At 59.8% G+C, this 18,566-nt stretch carries 14 protein-coding genes and 3 pseudogenes; 1 reads left to right on the top strand and 16 read right to left on the bottom strand.

Annotated elements, in window-relative coordinates; all coding sequences use genetic code 11:
* Positions 1-46 precede the first annotated feature (46 nt).
* Positions 47-223 (top strand): annotated as a pseudogene (locus tag V476_RS24220) (IS66 family transposase); the annotation flags it as partial.
* 157 nt (positions 224-380) lie between these two features.
* On the opposite strand, the gene V476_RS24215 reads toward V476_RS24220, so the two are convergent.
* The 16 genes and pseudogenes from V476_RS24215 to V476_RS24145 all read right to left on the bottom strand — a co-directional run bounded on the left by V476_RS24215 (position 381) and on the right by V476_RS24145 (position 18,292).
* Positions 381-1,007 carry a LysE family translocator gene (locus tag V476_RS24215; RefSeq protein ID WP_024960917.1) on the bottom strand — a complete coding sequence of 209 codons (627 nt, stop codon included), beginning with the start codon at positions 1,005-1,007 and terminating at the stop codon, positions 381-383.
* A gap of 199 nt (positions 1,008-1,206) precedes the next feature.
* Positions 1,207-1,635 (bottom strand): annotated as a pseudogene (locus V476_RS29500) (methyl-accepting chemotaxis protein); the annotation flags it as partial.
* A 111-nt stretch (positions 1,636-1,746) separates the two neighbouring features.
* Positions 1,747-2,469 (bottom strand): annotated as a pseudogene (locus tag V476_RS29495) (PAS domain-containing protein); the annotation flags it as partial.
* A 201-nt stretch (positions 2,470-2,670) separates the two neighbouring features.
* Entirely contained in the window at positions 2,671-3,315 is a 645-nt protein-coding gene (locus tag V476_RS24205) for an RraA family protein (RefSeq protein WP_024960915.1), read from the bottom strand.
* The gene (locus V476_RS24200) at positions 3,306-4,085 is read right to left on the bottom strand and encodes an IucA/IucC family C-terminal-domain containing protein (RefSeq protein ID WP_003420535.1); all 780 of its coding nucleotides are present in this window, start codon (positions 4,083-4,085) and stop codon (positions 3,306-3,308) included. The genes V476_RS24205 and V476_RS24200 overlap by 10 nt, the downstream gene beginning before the upstream one ends.
* On the bottom strand, positions 4,082-4,873 hold the full coding sequence (locus V476_RS24195; RefSeq protein ID WP_024960914.1) for an ABC transporter ATP-binding protein: 792 nt from the start codon (positions 4,871-4,873) through the stop codon (positions 4,082-4,084). Before V476_RS24195 ends, V476_RS24200 begins: the two co-directional genes overlap by 4 nt.
* Before the next feature lie 10 nt (positions 4,874-4,883).
* The gene (locus V476_RS24190; RefSeq protein ID WP_024960913.1) at positions 4,884-5,915 is read right to left on the bottom strand and encodes a FecCD family ABC transporter permease; all 1,032 of its coding nucleotides are present in this window, start codon (positions 5,913-5,915) and stop codon (positions 4,884-4,886) included.
* On the bottom strand, positions 5,908-6,897 hold the full coding sequence (locus V476_RS24185) for a FecCD family ABC transporter permease (RefSeq protein WP_024960912.1): 990 nt from the start codon (positions 6,895-6,897) through the stop codon (positions 5,908-5,910). The genes V476_RS24190 and V476_RS24185 overlap by 8 nt, the downstream gene beginning before the upstream one ends.
* The gene (locus V476_RS24180; protein WP_016568151.1) at positions 6,894-7,799 is read right to left on the bottom strand and encodes an ABC transporter substrate-binding protein; all 906 of its coding nucleotides are present in this window, start codon (positions 7,797-7,799) and stop codon (positions 6,894-6,896) included. Before V476_RS24180 ends, V476_RS24185 begins: the two co-directional genes overlap by 4 nt.
* The gene (locus V476_RS24175) at positions 7,789-9,672 is read right to left on the bottom strand and encodes an IucA/IucC family protein (protein WP_024960911.1); all 1,884 of its coding nucleotides are present in this window, start codon (positions 9,670-9,672) and stop codon (positions 7,789-7,791) included. Before V476_RS24175 ends, V476_RS24180 begins: the two co-directional genes overlap by 11 nt.
* A gap of 3 nt (positions 9,673-9,675) precedes the next feature.
* Positions 9,676-10,449 (bottom strand): HpcH/HpaI aldolase family protein, encoded by a 774-nt coding sequence (locus V476_RS24170; RefSeq protein ID WP_024960910.1) that lies wholly within the window; start codon positions 10,447-10,449, stop codon positions 9,676-9,678.
* Entirely contained in the window at positions 10,449-12,308 is a 1,860-nt protein-coding gene (locus V476_RS24165) for an IucA/IucC family protein (RefSeq protein WP_024960909.1), read from the bottom strand. Before V476_RS24165 ends, V476_RS24170 begins: the two co-directional genes overlap by 1 nt.
* A gap of 21 nt (positions 12,309-12,329) precedes the next feature.
* Positions 12,330-13,736 carry a DHA2 family efflux MFS transporter permease subunit gene (locus tag V476_RS24160; protein ID WP_004417748.1) on the bottom strand — a complete coding sequence of 469 codons (1,407 nt, stop codon included), beginning with the start codon at positions 13,734-13,736 and terminating at the stop codon, positions 12,330-12,332.
* Positions 13,733-14,941, bottom strand: a complete 1,209-nt coding sequence (locus tag V476_RS24155) for a type III PLP-dependent enzyme (protein WP_024960908.1) — start codon at positions 14,939-14,941, stop codon at positions 13,733-13,735. Before V476_RS24155 ends, V476_RS24160 begins: the two co-directional genes overlap by 4 nt.
* Positions 14,934-16,718, bottom strand: a complete 1,785-nt coding sequence (locus V476_RS24150) for an IucA/IucC family protein (protein ID WP_024960907.1) — start codon at positions 16,716-16,718, stop codon at positions 14,934-14,936. The genes V476_RS24155 and V476_RS24150 overlap by 8 nt, the downstream gene beginning before the upstream one ends.
* 197 nt (positions 16,719-16,915) lie before the next feature.
* Positions 16,916-18,292, bottom strand: coding sequence for a diaminobutyrate--2-oxoglutarate transaminase (locus tag V476_RS24145; protein ID WP_016568145.1), 1,377 nt, complete (start codon positions 18,290-18,292; stop codon positions 16,916-16,918).
* Positions 18,293-18,566: the final 274 nt, after the last annotated feature.

Raw genomic sequence — 18,566 nt, 5'->3', positions numbered from 1 at the left:
CTTGGAGACCTGATCTGGGCGCGGTGCTTCGGTGGCAGCGCAACACGTTGTACCGGTCAAACGCTGTGGTAAACGCAAAACCCTGTTGGCTGAATTGCTACGTATCGAAGTCATCCACGAACTACCCGAGCACGAACTGACCTGCGGTTGCCGCAAGCATTTCATTGGCAAGCAGTTGGACATCGTGCGGATGCAAATCCGTGTGATCAAAAACATCCGCAAAGCCTAAGGGGGCCGGGGTTGCGATGGGTATCTGGTTTACGGCCGGGGCCCTATGGAATTTCTATACATAAAATGGCGGTACTGATTTTTATCCATTCACACCTGAGGTGCAGCAGCCGACAGCTAATGCCGACTATTAGCCACTGTCCATCGTGCGATCATTGTGGGCGAAAGCGAAGAAGCAGAACACCGAAGCCTGCAAAGAGCACCCCGGTAAAATGATCGAACGCTCGGCGCATAGCAGGGCGAGTTAAATATCGGCGGAGTTGAGTTCCGCCTAGCGCATACGCCATGTACCAGAACATCTCGCACGCAGCAAAAGTCAGAACCAGAATAATGAGCTGGGTCATTTGCGGCTGGCTGGGAGCAATGAACTGAGGCAGGAATGCAGCTGCGAAGAGCAGGAGTTTAGGGTTTCCAAATCCTACAATGAGTCCGTTGATGAACACGCGCCAGCTCGACACCGCTGGGCCAGACACAGGTGCGTCTTGTGGTGATTGCGCTGAACCGCGCCATGCCTTGTAGCCCAGCCAGAAAAGGTAAGCTACGCCGAGATAACGTAGCGCTTCAAATGCCCTTGGGGATGCGGCAAGCAGCGCGCCAAGGCCGGCAGCCGAAATACTGAGTACCGCAACAACAGCAACCAGGCAGCCGATCATCGCGGGAATACTTCTTGCGAAACCTAACGAAACGGCTCTGGAAAGCACATGCAACATATTAGGCCCCGGCGTCCCTGACAGCAGGAAAACAGTAACCGCAAATACCCACCACGTGTGCCAGTTCATAGCGTCTCTCTTACGTGCCACGAAGTGTTCAAAGAGTGTTTTCTAATAGCTCCTCTGTCTCGGCCAGATTGTTGATTCTGGCCAAGGCTGCCATTCATCCTACCTGATAGCTCAGTTGGAGGTCGCGGAAAAATTTCGTCCTCCTGTCGCGACCTCCGATTCAAACGCCTCGCCTGAGTCGACTCGACTGCTCACGCACTTAGCTGGAGCGCTGGTTCACAAATCGGCTGACGGCCCGCACTACAGTGTTTGCGCCGTGCTGGATTTCCTGAATCACACGGTCTGCGTCGTTGGCCAATACCAGCGCCTCGGACGCCTGTTCGGTACTGCGCACAATCACGCCCACTGCATCTGAGGCCAGGCTTTGGTTGGTCTTCACGACGCTTACAATTTCTTCCGCCGCTTTTGTTGTGCGAGAGGCCAACTGGCGCACCTCATCGGCCACCACTGCGAAGCCCCTGCCCTGTTCGCCGGCCCTGGCGGCCTCAATCGCTGCGTTCAACGCGAGCAGGTTGGTTTGTTCGGCGATGCCGCTGATGGTTTTGATGATTGTTCCAATCACCTGACTTTGTGAGTCCAGTGCTTCGATGCCTCGTGTGGCTTCTTCCATTGAAATAGTCAGTTGGCCGAGCATCTGCAGCGTGTCCTTGATGACTTTGCGGCCTTGCTGTGCGCTGCTGTCAGTATCGATAGAAGTTTGATACGCCATTTCAGATGCTTCAGCGACGGCTTTCTCGCGCTCAACCTGTTCAGTGATAACCGTTGCGAACTTGGCAATTTTATAGAGTTTGCCGTTGGCGTCGGTAATAGGGTTGTAAGACGCTTCCAGCCATACATCACGACCGCCTTTGTCAATTCGGCGGAAACGATCGACGATAAACTCCCCCCGACGCAGTCTTTCCCAGAATCGGGTATATGCGTCAGAGGCAGACTCTTCAGGCACGCAAAACATCTTGTGATGTTTGCCCTTTATCTGATTCAACTCGTACCCCATCGCCCTCAGAAAGTTGTCATTGGCGCCGATGACAATGCCATCGAGGGTGAAATCGATAACGGCGGTGGAGCGTTGCAGTGCATTGACCAGCGCCTCGTTCTCGCGAGAGGCTTCAATCGTTCGCGTCAGAACACTCGAGTACAGGGTGATCTGTTCGACGCCGCCGGTTTCATTTTTATAGGGTACGACCACGGTTCTCAGCCACACCCTGGACCCGGTCTTGCTGACCAGGCGCAACGTACCGCTGAAGTGCTTGCCGTCTCGAATCGCGGTCAATGCGCGCTTCTGGTGAACGTCACCGTTCAGTTCCGGCGGGCTCAGATCAGACAGGTTACGTCCGACGAGTTCTGCTTGTGCGTAGCTCATCTCCGTCTCGAACAACGCGTTGACGGTCTGTATTTTGCCCGTGCCATCCAGCACGACGGCAACTGTCTCCAGATTGAGGATTTGCCCTGCTTGCTCAAGCATGGCGAGGCGGCGCTCCAATGCCTTATTGGTGTTTTTCAAATGCGAATTGAACATTGCGGCTATCCGGGACAGTTTGGGTTTCCAATCTGCATCGGTCATGGAATCGCAATCTTGAGCAGGGCTAGCAAACTTAATACATAAAAGACGCGCCTATTGTCTAATTGTGGATATAGGATCCAAATATTAAACATCGTGTCAATGTTAACTTCCGATTTCCGGCTGGCGCCCATTCAGTCTGTCGATAAGTTCTTCCCTTCTTTTTCGGTCCGCACTCTCCTTGCCCAGCAACTCGGGTAACAGTTCGTTCGCCTGCTGCGGACTCAGGATAAATACGCCGTCATCATCCCCGACTGCAATGTCCCCTGGCCTCACCTCCACGCCGCCTATATGGATCAGTCCATTGAGCTCGCCGCTTTCCCCGAGACTGCGCGTTGTCATTGCGCTGACTCCCCGGCTGAACACGGGAAGACGATGTTCGCGCAAGGCGGCAACGTCGGTGACTGCGCCCGAGACGATGACGCCGGCAAGCCCCTTGATGAGCCCGGCCAGGGTGCGCAGTTCGCCCCAGCAGGCGCAATGCTCGTCGCCGACACATTCGATCACCAGTACATCGCCTGGCAGGCTGTTCAGCAGTGCATCGCGCAAAATGCTGCCGTCGGGCAGTTGCAGTTTGACCGTGACAACGTTGCCAACCAGTCTGGCACCCTCGAACAGCGGTCTGATCCCGCGCAGATAAACCGCGTCGTTCAGGTGGCCGATGGTTGACGCGGCAATGTCACGGTATTGCTCTATGACGGCGTCGCTGAGTTGTTGCTGGCGGTGTGCAATCTGCTTGTTCATCGACATTTTTTGGGCCTCAGTAACGGACAGGTCGAGCAATACTCGACGGGGTTGCTGGCGTCGTAATAGAAGCAGCAGGTGCGCCGAAAACGGATGCTTTTGCCTTCGGCTTCCAGCACAACCGGCGGACGGCGGAAGTGTTTGAGCGGGTTGTAGGTCAGGCCGAACAGCGTGGGATCGGCCTGGTGCAGCAGCCAGTCGAAATCGGCTTCACAGCGCTGCCGGATCGCCGGGTCTTCAACCTTGTCCATGCGCTTGTCGTACAGCGAATACACGCGTACTGCGGTGTTTTCCCACAGAATGCGTCGGGAAATGCCTGTGACACGGTTGAAAGTTTCCCACAGCGGCTGAAGCAGGTCGCGGAACAAAGTGGTGGCGATCTGATCACGCCATGCTTCGCGAGCGCCCGGCTCATAACCCACTGGCGTTGTATCGAGCAAAGGCATTGACGAGGTCCAAAGGCCGTCATCATGCGCGTATTCGATCACGCTGTTGTCCAGCGACAGGGTCAGGCCCTTGTCGTAGACCGACATCGCGTACAGGCAGGCACCGGTACTCAAGAAAGAAATGCGCTTGGCCAGCAGTGATGCGGTGATTGCCTGTGTCGGAGAACCGATCACCGGCCCCAACACGCCAAGCAATTGCTCGCAGACTGCGTCGTCCAGCAGCGCGCGGGCCGATAGCGAGCGCGGATCGTGCTCACCTGCCGGCCTGAGCCGCAGCGCCTCGGACAGCAACGCCCATTCAGATTCGCTGAACGCCTGCGCCAGACTCATTGCGGCAGTTCCCTGCCAAAGGGGATGCACAGCGGCGTACCAAAGAATGGATCGGCGATGATCCGGCAGTTGAGGCCGAAGACCTGCTTGACCAGCGCCTCGCTGAGGATATCGGCCGGACGCCCTTGCGCAAAGGCGCTGCGTTCGTGGACGGCAACCATGTGATCGGCGTAACGGCAGGCCAGATTCAGGTCATGCAGGACCATCACGATGGTCTTGCCCTCTTGCCGATTCAGGTCGCGCAACAGATCCAGCACTTCGATCTGATGAGCCAGATCGAGAAAGGTCGTCGGTTCGTCCAGCAATACAATGTCGGTATCCTGCGCCAGGGTCATGGCGATCCATGCGCGCTGACGCTGGCCGCCTGACAGGGCATCGACGGGTCTGTCGGCCAGGCCCTGCATGCCGGTTTGCGCCAGAGCCCGTGCGACCATGGCTTCATCCTCGGCGGACCATTGCTGCATCCAGTTCTGATACGGATAACGCCCCAGCGCCACCAGTTGCCGCACGCTTATGCCTTCCGGTGCGCTGGGCATTTGCGGCAGAATCGCCAGTTCACGCGCGACGGTCGCAGTGGACTTCTGATGGATATCGGCACCGTTGAGCACGACGGTGCCCTGTTGGGGTTTGAGCAGGCGCGCCAAGGATTTGAGCAAGGTGCTTTTGCCGCAACCGTTACTGCCGATCAGCACGGTCACCTGGCCTGCGGGTAACTGCAGATCAAGACTGTCGATGATCACCTGCCGCTGGTAACTCAGGGTCAGGTCGTGGGTTGCGATTGACGCCATCCGTAATTCCTTAGTGCCGCTGGTTGATCAATAGGTACAGAAAAAAGGGTGTGCCCAGCACCGCGACAAAAATCCCTGCGGGCAGATCCAGCGGCAGGAACAGCGTGCGTCCGGCCAGATCGGCAAGCATCACCAGATTGGCACCGATCAACGCCGCCATCAGCGCCTGAGCGACGAACCCCGGCGACATCAGGCGTTTGGCGATATGAGGCGCAATCAGCCCGACAAAGGCAATCGCCCCACCCCAGGCGACCGCCAGCCCGGCCAGCGCGACGCTTACCAGCAGCAACCCCGCGCGCAGCCATTGCACGCGCACGCCGATGCCCTGGGCCAGCGCGTCATCCAGTTGCTGCATGCGCACCTGACGTGCCAGCAGCGCCAGCAGCGGCAACGTCAACAATAGCCAGCCGGCCAGTGCGCGGGGCTCCGGCCAACTGGCACCATACACGCTCCCGGTCAGCCAGACATAAGCCGACAAGGTGGTGGTCAACGGGCTGAACACCAGAATGAACGTGGTCACCGCAGCCAGCAGAGCCGACACCCCTACCCCGATTAACACCATGCGCAAGGGTGAAGCGCCCTGATTCCAGGCCAGCAGATAAATGACCAGTGCCGCGAGGCCTGCGCCAGAGATCGCCGCCAGGGGTAGAAACTGCGCACCCAGTGCAACTGAGAAGAATGACAGATACAACACGGCGGCGGCGCTGGCACCGCTGGTGATGCCTAACAGATCCGGTGAGGCCAGCGGGTTGCGAATGATGCTTTGCAGGATCAGTCCGGACACCGCCAGGGCCGCGCCGACCAGGGCGGCCAGGGCCAGCCGGGGCATGCGCAGTTGTTCGACGATAAAGACCAGGCTGGCATCCGCCTGACCGGTAAAAACACTCAGCAGGGTCGCTGGCGTCAGATTGATCTTGCCCAAGGCCAGCGAGCTCAGTGCGACCAGCAGCGTCAGCGCCAGGCCCGTCAGCAAGCGCGTCAATGCTGTCAGGCTGAACTGCCGGGAAAAGCTCCTGTAGCGCACGGTGAAATGCTTATCCATAGCGTGCGCCCCGCCGAACCAGTGCAATGAAGAACGGCGCACCGAACAGCGCAGTCATCACACCCACCGGGACTTCCTGAGGGACAATCACGACTCTCGCCAGCGTGTCGGCCAGCAGCAGCAGGGTCGCGCCCAGCACTGCGCAGCCGGGTAGCAGCCAGCGATGGTCGATGGACAGCGTCTTGCGCACCATGTGTGGCACCAGCAGACCGATGAAGCCGATACTGCCCGCCAGCGCCACGGCGCTGCCTGCCAGGGCAATGATCACCACGCTCATCATCAGGCGAATCAGCCCCGTACGCTGGCCCAGCGCCGTCGCGATGGCTTCCCCGGTGTTGAGTACGTTGACCTGCCCCGCCAGCACCAGCGCGCCGACAAGCCCCATGACCACGCAGACGAGCAATGGCGCGGCGGTGCTCAGTTCGCGCTCCGACAACGAGCCGGCCAGCCAGAACAGCACGGTGTCCAGACCGTCCTGATTGACCACCAGCAAGGCCTGACTGAATGCAGTAAACAAGGCAGTGATCGCTGCGCCGGCCAACACGATGCGCAATGGATTGAGGCTGCCCTGCCCCCGGTTGCCGATGACCCAGACAATCGTGCCCGCCACCGCAGCTCCGATGAACGCGCACCACAGCCATTGGCTCATGGACGACAGTGCAAGCAGCGACGAACAGGCGATGATGGCAAACGTCGCGCCGGCATTGATGCCGAACAGGCCAGGCGACGCCAGCGGATTGCGCGTCAGCGCCTGCATCAGCGCCCCGGCAACCGCCAGACTAGAGCCCACTGCGACGGCCATCAGGGTGCGTGTCAGCCGTGTGTCGAGCAGCACGTGCTCGATAGCGCTCAGCGCATCAGCCTGCCAGACGCTTCGCACAATGGCAGCGGGCGATATCCAGGTGGCCCCGGTGGCCAGACTCAATCCCATGCACGCTACCAGCATCAACAGCCCCAGGCCCAGTTTTACCGCAGCCGTCATGAGGCGCTATCCGCCAGGGCCACGCGGGCGATCTCATCGAGCATGCGATTGGCGCCCAGAATGCCGCCGGACAAACTCCAGGCCACGGCATCAACGCGCCATACCTGGTGGTCCCGTACTGCACGCAACTGTTGCCAGAACGGGTTCTGTACCAGCTTGTCGTAGGTGTGCTGCGCGGCGTTGCTGTCCGCGCGCTGAAAGACGAAGAACAGGTCGGCATCGACCACAGGCAAACTCTCTTTACTGCTGAGTTTAAGGGACACGCCCGTGGCTTCGCGGGCCGCGGGCGTCCAAGCAAAGCCCAGTTCACTGAGCACCGAGCCGGCAAAGCTGGCGGGCAGATAGCTACGGATATGGTCTTCGCGAATGTCGAGCACCGACACGGTGATCGGCCAGCGTCCGGCGAACTTCGCCTGCAACTGGCCACGCAGCGCTGCCACACGCTGTTGCCATTGCCCGAGCAGGTCCATGGCCAGCTGTTGACGTTGCAGGGCCGCGCCCATCATTGCCAGGGTGCGCTTGAACTCGAACACCTCTTCGAGCATCAGCACCGTGCCGATCTGCTCCAGCAACGGCGCGATGCGTTGATGGCGAAAGCGTGAGGCGACGATCAGGTCCGGCTTGAGCAGCACGATATCTTCCAGGCTCGGCTGGGTTTCCAGGCCCACATGCGGTACCGCCGCCAGCGCCGGGCGCAGGTAGCGATACATTGGTTTTTCGCTCCATGAATCCACCACGCCGCAAGGCGTTACGCCAAGGGCTACGGCAGTGTCGGACGCCCCCTGAAACAGGGTGATAACGCGTAGCGGCGCTGCCCGGGCAATGCCAGGCAGCGCCAGTAACCCCAGCGAAAGGCGCAACACTGTGCGCCGCGAAGGATGCAGGGTTCGGTCAGGTTGCACGGCGCAACCTGTGGAACGGGTTGACCACTTCACCCTTGCCGAACGGCATGCTGCCCGGACCGCCCGCGCGCTCGATCATAGGCGTCAGCAGAAGTTTCTGCGGCCAGTTGGGGGCTTCGAACAGTTGTTGCCTGATCATGCCACGCGCCTCGTCGTCAAATTCGATGGTTGTGATCAGATTATCCAGAACATCGCGCAATACGGTCCACAGCGCAGTGACCGGTACGTCATACACTTGCGCCAGAGTATCCATGATTGCCCGCACGTTTACCTGAATACCCAGCGTCTGCAGCCAGAACAGCAAGTCCTCGGGGCGGTCATGATAAAGCGTATTGGCATGCCCTTTCTTGATTCGATACTCCGGGTCGTGCATGCCGTTGCGCTCCAGCCAGGGCACGAAAATACGCAACGAGTCGTGGTCACGCAACAGCAGCCCTTGAGCCTGTCCGGCTTTCCAGACCATGACCGCGTTCTGACCATGCACTTCGCCGAGCATTCCCAGGCGGAACATACGCAGGTTGATGTCAAAGAAACTGTGGCTCAACTCGCGAAACAGTGTCAGTACCGAAGCCTGATTGCGCGGCAGGTCGCGGTAGTCCATCCACTCGTCGAAGAAATGCCGATTACTCCCCGGTAGCGGTGTACCCAGCGCCGCCATGGGCAGCAGGCGGCACTCCGGATCATCGAGCAACGCGGCCGGATAGCCGCGCACCATGGCCGAAAGATGCCGAGGTCCTTCGTCGAACAGCGTGGCTTGTGGCGGCATGAATGCCCACCATTTGCGTTCGTCGCACAAGTGCAGCGAACGGCTCAGGGTTTTATCTTTGTCGACCACCTGACGCAGCAGTTTTTCGCTCAGCCCGCCGTTGATCATTTTGACCGCTGGCAGATAGCGCGAAGCGCCGAGCGAATAAATCGCCATGGGCAGCTTCAGGTAGTCAGCGCTGTTGAAGCACGGTGTCATCGAACGCAGCGACGAAGTGGCATGCACCTGCGCCTGATTGAAATCAAGCCGCTGGCAATCGCCCTTGGCGAACGCATCGCCCAGCTGGACCTGCAAGACATGCTCGAACTGCCACGGGTGAACCGGCAGCGCAACATGGCTGCCGGCAATGCCACGCGCCTGCATCTCCCGGTCAAGCTCTGCTTGCAGGTTCTCGGGCAGCAGATAGCGTGCCGGAAAGGATGCATTCAAGTCCTCCACGCCGTCGCCGCATTGCAGCAAGGTCTTGTCGACGGCCACCCAGTTCAGCGCTACCGGCCGGGCGAACTCGGCCTGGTACTGTAGGTATTCCTGTTCGTTCAAGCCTTGTTTGGCCTTGGCTAGCGGGTGATAAGGGCGATCACGCAGCGACGCCCACTGCTCCATGGTTCTGAAGAAGGTTGCGCCGTCCTGAGCCATCAGGTTCTGCTCGTCGACCTTGTGGTCCAGCGACAGCGCGGTCTGCCAGACACTGATGCGCAACACATCGAGAAACAGCGCGATACCCTTTTCGTTGTCCTGACGCTCGCTGTCCTGAAGCAGCGTCGCCTTGCCGGCGAACACCCACTTCATGAAGTCTTCCGGCGACAACTGCGTCCAGCGCTCGTCCTGTCGGCCCAGTACCGGGGTGCCGGGCACTTTTTCCCATTGCTGGGTGATGCCGGGGCGCAACGCGATGCTGATGAAGCGTTGCTCCGAATCATCGCAGCACCACTCCCAGATTTGCTGCGCGCTGCCCTGCTCTACCAGTTGCGGAGCCTGCGGGTGGCGCAGCTGCCATTGGCTGCTGTCCTGCAGGCGCAATGGCTCGCGACCAAAGAAGTCCTCAGCCAGCAGGCAATCGACCAAATCCTGCATGACCAGGTCAGCGGCGAGTGAAGTGAAGTTCATGGTTTATTTTCCTTCTGCTGAATGTTGAGCCAGGCGGGCCTGAAGCGCGCGAAAGGCAATGCCGCGCTCATCCCCGAGGACAAAGGTGTTGACCCCGCGAGCCTGCCAGCGGGCGGCGTCACCGGGTTGACGAGGGATCGCGCAATAGGCGACGCCCGCCGCGTGGGTGGCTTGCCAAGTCGCAAGCAGCGCGTTTTGTACATCTGGTTGATCGATCTGCCAGGGCATGCCCAGTGACTGCGACAGGTCTGCCGCGCCTTCAAGAATCATGTCCAGCCCCGGCACGCTGGCGATCTCGGCGGCACGGCGTACGCCTTCGGCGCTTTCGATCATCGCCACCACCATGATCTGTTGATTGGCGGCCTCCACGTACTGCGCCAGGCTGTGCTTGCCGAACGAGCCGGGACGTCCGGCATTGAGGCTGCGACGACCCAGCGGGTGGTATTTGCAGGCGGCAATCGCATCCGCCAGTTGCTCGGGACTCTCTATCATCGGCAAGACAATGCCCTGCGCGCCGCCATCGAGCAGGCGCAGCAGGGTTTTCGGGTTGAGATCGGCGACCCGCACCAGTGGTGTGAGGTCGTAGCTCTCTGCCACACGGATCATGTTTTCCACGGTTTCCGGGTTGATCAGGACGTGTTCCATGTCGATGATCACGAAGTCGAACCCGGCTTCAGCGATCAACTCGATAGCGGCCGGGGCCGGGATCGAACTGATCACCCCGTGTGCAGGCTGTCCGTCGGCAATTCTGCTTTTGAGCGCATTGGTCCTCAGCATCATTGCGGCCTGTAGGTGTGCAGTGGGTTAGGAACCGAGCGGAAGCGCCGCTCGCCATCCCCCAGCAGGCGGCGCTTGGTCAGTTCTTCCACTTCGTACAAGGGCGCAAACACGTCAAACAGCCCGAAACGGTCGCGATGCTGCGGGTGAGCACGCTGATAGTCGAGAATGACCTCGGCGGTCATCTGCCAGAACAGTGCCTCGTCCAACTGGTATTGCTGACGCAGGAAAATCGCCATTTCAGCCAGGCAGATGAAGAAGAAACAGTCACAGGAGAAATCGCGCACCGCGTTGACGTCATCGGTGATGATGAACGAGTTGCGGTTGAGCTTCGCGTGGCTGGCGGGCAGCGGAACCAGCTCCGGGCACAGTTCGGGACGTCCGAGGTGCGCAGGTGAATAACGCACGCCGTCATGGAAGTCCTTGAGGGCGATGCGCTGCGGCCAGCCCTGCTTGACGATCAGCACGATGTTCTGGCCGTGGGACTCCATGCCGATGCCTTCGGCATAGAGCATATGAATGATCGGCGGCACCGTGACCTGCAGCAGTTGGCGGGTCCATTCCTTGAGCCCGTACTGGTTGACCCATGCATCTATGAATGGCGTCTGCTGGCCATCACCGTAACGGTTTTCTACATGGCTGAGGCCGTTGAACGGCACCGCCTGCTCGTCGTCCCGGAGGTATTGATGCAGGCTTTCCCGCCATATGGCGCCCAGCGTGCCGTAGGTCTGCGCCGAACGTGATTCCGGCAGATGGCGGTAATCAAAGCTCACCCCCGCCACCTCACCGAGAATCACGAAATCCAGCGCTTGAGCGGTGCTGTCGGTTGCGATCAACTGGTGCAGCCAATCAGTGATGATCGGGCCGTTCAACACCGTGTGGCGCGCCAGGATGCGTGTGCTGGAGGTATTGGTCATGCTCATCGCCAGCTTGACGTAAGGGCGCTGTGGCTGACTGGCGTTGGCCAGCGTGCGAATGGACTGCTGAGCCTTGTAGCTATCGGTCGAAGTTCCCAGGTAAATCAGCTCGCCGCTGGCCAGTTCCGGGTAGAAGGTCGACACCGTGACGTTATCCCACTGCCACGGATGCACCGGCATCAGTTGATAGTCGTCGATCGACTTGCCCTGCTCGGCCAGTTCTCGGGTTATTTCGTGCCAGCGTTGTATGCCCAGTTCCTGACGAATGAACGCCTGAAAATCCATGCTCCGCGAGTGGCCGACCGAGGCGCTCGATTTCGCCACGGCCAGCCAGACCACCGCGAAAGGCGTGGCAAATTCTGGTCCGTAGTGGCGGTTGTCAGCCAGGGAAAAGCCGATCCGCGACTTGTAACATGGGTGGTAGCTGTGGGCATCCATGAAATGCTGCTCAAGCGCGTCGACATCCAGCTGATGCGCAGGCCTGGCGGGCTGATAACCCTGATTACGCGCCTGCAGGTCCTTGAGCTGGGTCTGTTCGATTTCCTGGATGAAGCGCGTCAGGTGCGGGCTGTCCTTGAACGGGCTGAGCAGCTCGGTCAACGCCAGATGCAGATCCGGCACGCTGCGTTCGCCGGCACTGTCCACCCGCTCAAGCGTGGCGTGATCCAGGCGGATCAGCTCGAAGCTGGTGCTCAGCAGACCGTCGCAGCGGTATTCCACACCGTCGCTGACGGCCACGACAAAACGATGCCGATGATCATCCAGCGGCTCACAGCGGTAAGGCAGCGCCGCCTCGTACAGCAAGGTTTGCAGCAGTTGGCCGATCACTCGGCGTTGCACTTGCTGATAGCGCTCGGCGCTGACGTGGGCCAGCCAGGCACCAGTACCCGTCGTTGTCGTTGTCGAAGCGGCGTTACGTTGCAGCGGTAAAGGGGTAGCCATGTTCATACCTCGAACGAAAAATTATCGGGGTTCGACCGCGTCGGGCTGGGCCTCGGCGCGCTCGTCGTTAAGGGGGAAACGCCAGGCACAGGGCAGTGCCAGCAGGATCAGCAGGCCGGTGGCGATGAACACCTCACTGATGGCAGAGGGCGTGGCGGCCGGTCCCGCGGTGTTGAGGCGAAACTCCAGCCACAGCGATGCGATGACGATGGCAAGCGACGCGACCAGACGCCGGGAAATGTTGTTCATCGCAGCGCCCTGAGTGACCATCGGCTCGGGCAAGGCATTGAGCCCCGCCGTGGTCACTGGCATGTAGGAGAGCCCGAGGCCGGCGCCACGAATCATCATCAGCACGAACACCACGCCGATCGCGGCATCGGCCTTGAGCATGCCCAGCGCCAGGGTCGAAACGCCGGTCAACAGCAGTCCGACGGCGACGACGGTGCGCGGGCCATGGCGGTCCAGTGCCTTGCCGCCCCACTGGCCGAACAGGCTCGCGAAGCTGGCGGTACACAGCAGCGCCAGGCCGGTCCAGATCGGGTTGTAGCCCAGCACGCTCTGCACCAGCAGCGGCAACAGCACCAGACACTCGAACATGCCGACCGATTGCACCACGGCGATGATCACGCTCAGGCGATAACCGCGCAGGTTGAACAGGCGCAGATTCAGCAGCGGTGCCTGTCGACTCAACTCGACACGTACGAACGCCACCAGACAAGCCACCGCGACCAGCACCATGGCCTGATTGACCGGATCGAGCAGCGCCTGGGCATGGTGCATGCGGCTGATGGCGATCATCAGCAAGCCGATGCCCGACGCCACCAGCAGGTAGCCGATCAGGTCGAACGGCTTGCGCTCGGCAGGTTCGGAGTCCGGCAGCACGCCGACGCCCAGCAGCAGTGCCAGCAGGCCGATGGGTACATTCATCAGGAACAGCGAGCGCCAGCTGAACCACTCCAGCATCAGGCTGCCACACAGCGGACCAAGCGCCGGTGCGAGCATCACTGCTGCGCTCCAAAGCCCGGTCACTCTGCCCCGTTCGTGCTTTTCATACACCGAGAAGATGATCGCCAGCGACAACGGGATCATCAGCCCGCTGGCAATGCCCTGTACCACCCGTGCGGTGATCACCAGTGCGATGGAGTCGGCCAGCGCGCCCAACAGCGAACCGCCGATGAACAGTGCCACCCCCCACAGGTACAAGCGTTTGCGTCCGATGCGCTGACTGAGGAAACTGGTCAGCGGCATGGTCATGCCCATGCTGGTCATGAACCCGGCGACAATCCAGGTGGCCAGCAGCGGGCCGATCCTGAATGCGTCCATGAAGGTCGGCAGCGCCGGGTTGAGCGAGCTGTTGCTCAGGCTGACCGTCAGCGTACCGAGCAGCACGTTGAACACCACCCAGCGGCGTGGGACGTTGAAACTCATTGGCGAACCCGTTCGCCGTTGCGCACGAAGTGCTGTGACGGTCGTGGATGGCAGAGAAAGTCGGCGTGGGAGATGTTGTAGCCATACGCCCCCGCCAAAGGCAGGACCAGCAGATCACCAATGTTCACACCTTTGAGTGGCTGGCGACGGCTCAGTACGTCCTTGGGCGTGCACAGCTGCCCGACAATGGTGTAAGCCTGCTCTGGCGACTCAGTGGTCTGCAGTGCATTCGGCAGGTGGATAACCGGATGGTCATGGCTTTGCGCGACCGGCAGGCGAAACTGGTGAGTTCCGCCTCGGCAGACCAGAAAATGCTCGCCGTGGCTGGTTTTGCTGTCCAGCACCTCAATGGCGTAATAACCACAGTAGGCGCTGATGAAGCGTCCCGGCTCAAAGCGCAGGATCGGCGCATCGTGCTGCTCGCCCAGGCGTTTTTCCAGATAACGGCACAGCCGCTGCCAGTCGAATTGCTGACTGTTGAGGTAATCGACGCCAATGCCACCGCCGACGTTGAAATGGGTGAGCTGGCTTGGGTCGCGGGCCAGAGCCTTCCATTCCTGCCAGCGCTGCAGGTAGAAATCGAGCAACTGCTCATGACGTTCGACCGACATCTGATGCGACATGGCGTGTACGTGGAAGCCCTTGAGCATCAGGTGACTGGCGTTGTCCACGCGTCTGACCGCCTCGGCCAGGTCGGCTTCGTCAATGCCGAACGGTGTCGCGGTCCCGGCCATCGCCAGCCTGCTCGACTGCGCAGCGGGCAGTTGCGGGTTGATGCGCAGGAATACCGGCTGCACGCGCCCAGCTTGTTCGGCGAGCTGCTGCAGACGCGCGATTTCGTTGAGGCTCTCCAGGTGGATGGCTTCAACCTTGTTCAGCAAGGCCGAACGCAGATCGGAATCGAGTTTGCCTGGGCCCGAGAACACGTAGGGCTTGCGTGTCGGACAGGCCATCACTCGCTCGATCTCGCCCCCAGAGGAAATTTCAAAGCCACTGACCAGCGGGGCCAGGGTTTCCAGCATCAGCGCCTCGCTGTTGGCCTTGATCGCGTAATACAGCTCGACACCTGCAGGCAGCGCCGCCATGACTTCACTGACATGCTGCTGCAGCGCGTCCAGATCGTAGACAAAGGCCGCCAGCGGATCGGTTTCCAGCGCCCGAGCCTCTTTGATGGCCGCCAGTACGGTTTCCGGCACCTTATGCATAACGTGCCTCCTTGGCCCACGGCGACGCAAGACGCACATAGTTGGCTTCGCGGTCAGCCTTGGCGGCAAGCCGGACCTTGAGGTTCGTCTTGCAGGCAATCGACTGGCCAGCGATCAGCGCGTCCAGCTCGGGTGCAGGCAGCATCAGTTCGTCACGAATACGCTGCAATTGTCGCTCGACGCGCTGCCACATCAGTGGTGCCAGGTGCGGACGCTCCCAGCTCAAGGCCAATACCGCCTCGGACAGGTTGTTGATCAGCAGGCAATAGGTAATGCGGTTCCAGCCCTGTTCGCGGGTGTAGAGCAACGACTGGCGAATTCTCGGGTGCAGCCCCACCTGAATCGCCTTGATGCCCAGCTCTTCGGTGAGCTTGACGCCTTCGAAGTCGCGCAACAGCAGTTGTTGCGGGCGTCCGTTGTCGTGAATCAGCACCGCATTCTGCAAATGCGGCTCCATCACGATGCCATGATTGAAGAACAGCGCCATGACCGGGCTCAGCAGCAAGGACTGGTACTCTTCGAACCAGTCCAGCAGGTGCTGATCCTCGAGTTCCCGACCATTGAAGCGCTCGAGGAAGTCGTGCACCAGTGGGCGTGAACGCAGATCACGGGCGAACAGTGTTCCCGCCATCACGCTGCAATCGGCGCCAGAGCGGCGGCAGAAGTTTTCCCGCAGAATGGCGCCGGTCTGCTCGCGAAACCAGAGACCGTCCGCCTCACTCACGCCTTTGGGAGCCCAGCTCATCGAGCCGGGTTCGGCGACTGTCGACAGCCCGCCGAGGGTTTCCGGGCGGGTTTGCTGCAGGCGCTGGAACAATTCGTCGATGATCAGTGTGCTTTCCAGCTCATACCACGCGTTTTTCCTCACGCAATTGGTGATGCGCACATTCAGCGAGCCCTTGATGAAGTAGTCGTGCCCCTCGATGTACCAGGTGCGCATCGACGCCGTTGGGCTGGCCAACAGGCCACTGGCGCCCATATCCGAGATATCCCCCAGTTCGAGCAGACGTTGCACGCGACGGTCCTGCATGAACAATTGCGCCTGTACCGGATGCATGCAGATCAGCGCATGCCCGGGTCGGGCCCGCGACTGGTCAGCGAAGCCTGCCATCACCTCTGAATCGCTCAAGCCGTTGGAGGTGATTCGCAGCCCTTCCAGCGGCACTTCGAACAGATGCAGCGCAGTCTGCGCCTGAAACTCCGGGGCATAGGTCTCCTGGGCCAGATGCTCAGGCCACAGGCGCGCCTTGGGCGCCGGATGGTTGGGATGGCCGAACCACAAACCCTGCTCACTGGCCAGATAGCCGCTGAGTGGCTCCGGGTGTTGACCTGTCATGTTATGGGCAACGATGGCGGCAGTCAGGTGCTGGCTCTGCAGGACCTGATCCAGCAGTTCGTCATTGCTGGCACGGGTCATGTGCTCACAGGCTGTCAACAGTTGTCGGGCGAATTCGGCAAACGCAAGGCAGCGCCAAGTGCTCTGCCCCTGACGTGCGTAGACATCGGAAAGGTAGCGATGGCTGCCCAAATGGTCGCGGCGGTCCACCAGGACAAAGAACTGCTGCTGATTGGGCAGGCTGATGGTGAGCGGAATGCCCTTCCATTGCCCACCATCCACGAAACTGCCCGGCGCTATGCCTTGCATGCCTTCAGGCCAGGTGTAATGCAGGCACTCTTCCGGCAGTGCGAATTCCTTGATCAGGCAATTGAGTAACGCGCGAGTGGTTGCCAACTCGCTCACCATGTTTGATAAGACGGTGCGATCGGTATTAGTCATGTCTGCTCCACAGTCGCCTTTACGCTGACCGTTTAAATGACGTCGCAACAAACGTTGATTTATCGCTTGCGGCACAACAATCGAGCTGTCGAGGTCCGATAAGTTCGCCCAGCCAAACGTTGTATGCGGGTAGTGTTTCAGTCGTGATGTCAGTGTCACGGATAACTTACTGTTTATCCCTGCTTATCACCTGAGTTTCATTGGCGCAGCTGGGACAGTGCCGCCTTGAGCGCTTGTTCGAAACGCTGGATCACTAATTGGCATTGCTCTTCGGTAATGATCAATGGCGGCAATAAGCGAATGACGTTGCCATTGCGACCACCCCGTTCAAGTAACAACCCCTGTTTGAAACAATGCTGTTGAATGGCAACAGCCAGGTCCGGGTCCATCGGCAGGCTGCCGAGGCGGTCCGCCGGTTTGCGCTCGTCCACTATCTCGATGCCCAGCATCAGACCGCGGCCGCGCACATTGCCAATCGCCGGATAGCGTTGCTGCAACAGACCGAGCTGTTCTTTGAGCCAGTCGCCACGTTTTGCGGCCTGGCCGGCGAGGTTCTGTCGTTGCAGCACTTCAAGGGTCGCCAGGCCGGTCGCCATGGCCATCTGGTTGCCACGAAAGGTGCCGGCATGATTGCCTGGAGACCAGGCGTCGAACTCGCGTTTGAAACCCAGTACTGCCAACGGCAGACCGCCGCCGACCGCCTTGGACATGACGATGACGTCGGGTTCGATCTCCGCGTGTTCGAAGGCAAACATCTTGCCGGTGCGGCCAAAGCCAGCCTGCACTTCATCCAGAATCAGCAGAATGCCGTGCTTGCGGGTGACTTCGCGAATCTGGCGCAGCCATGCTGCAGGTGCCGGATTGACACCGCCCTCGCCCTGCACCGCTTCCAGAATCACCGCCGCCGGCAGCGACACACCGCTTTCCACGTCTTCGATGAACTGGGTGAAGTAGTAACTTAGCGCTTCGGTACCGGCCTCGCCGCCAATGCCCAGCGGGCAGCGGTATTCATGGGGGTACGGCAGGAACTGCACACCGGGCATCAGATTAGCGACGGCGTTTTTTGGCCCTGTGTTGCCGGTCAGCGCCAGGGCACCGTGGGTCATGCCGTGATAGGCGCCGGAAAAGCTGATGATGTTATGGCGACCGGTGGCGGTCTTGGCCAGCTTGATCGCGGCTTCGACGGCGTCTGCCCCGGATGGACCGCAGAATTGCAGGCAGTAATCACGTCCCTGTCCTGGCAGCAGACTCAGCAGCGTTTCGCTGAAGGCGTCCTTGACCGCAGTGGTCAGATCAAGGGTGTGCATCGGCATGCCCGAGGTCAGAAAGCTGTCGAGACTGGCCATGATGGCTTCGTGATTGTGGCCCAATGCCAATGTTCCGGCGCCGGCCAGGCAGTCCAGATAAGTGGTCCCTTCAACATCCGTGACCCACACGCCATGTGCCTTGGCGATCGCCAATGGCAACTTGCGTGGGTAACTCCTTACATTCGATTCAAACTTGCTCTGCCTGTCCAGATAGTTGGCATTGGTTTTCTGCGACGTAGTTGAGTGCAATAAGCCATTATTCAACATCTGTAAGTCCTCACTGGATTTCCGGATGCAAACTATTATCATTTACCTGAAAGTGCAACCCATTGTTGCGAAAAACAAGATGAAATTTAAATAAACTTTTTGCGTGCCTGATAATGAACAAGGCACACAGTTATGCCGACAGGATTAATCGGTATAACTCAATGTGCCACTATTGAAGGTGGCTATTGTTATTTTGGCGTTATGACAAAACAGCCTATCTAAATAACAAACTGTTGTGTCGCCGTTGAGGTTGATTATTTAATGCTACACACAG

The sequence above is a fragment of the Pseudomonas syringae KCTC 12500 genome (assembly GCF_000507185.2).
Lineage (GTDB): Bacteria > Pseudomonadota > Gammaproteobacteria > Pseudomonadales > Pseudomonadaceae > Aquipseudomonas > Aquipseudomonas syringae.
Note: the sequence above shows the minus strand (reverse complement) of the source record. Positions and strands in the feature narration are given on the sequence as shown.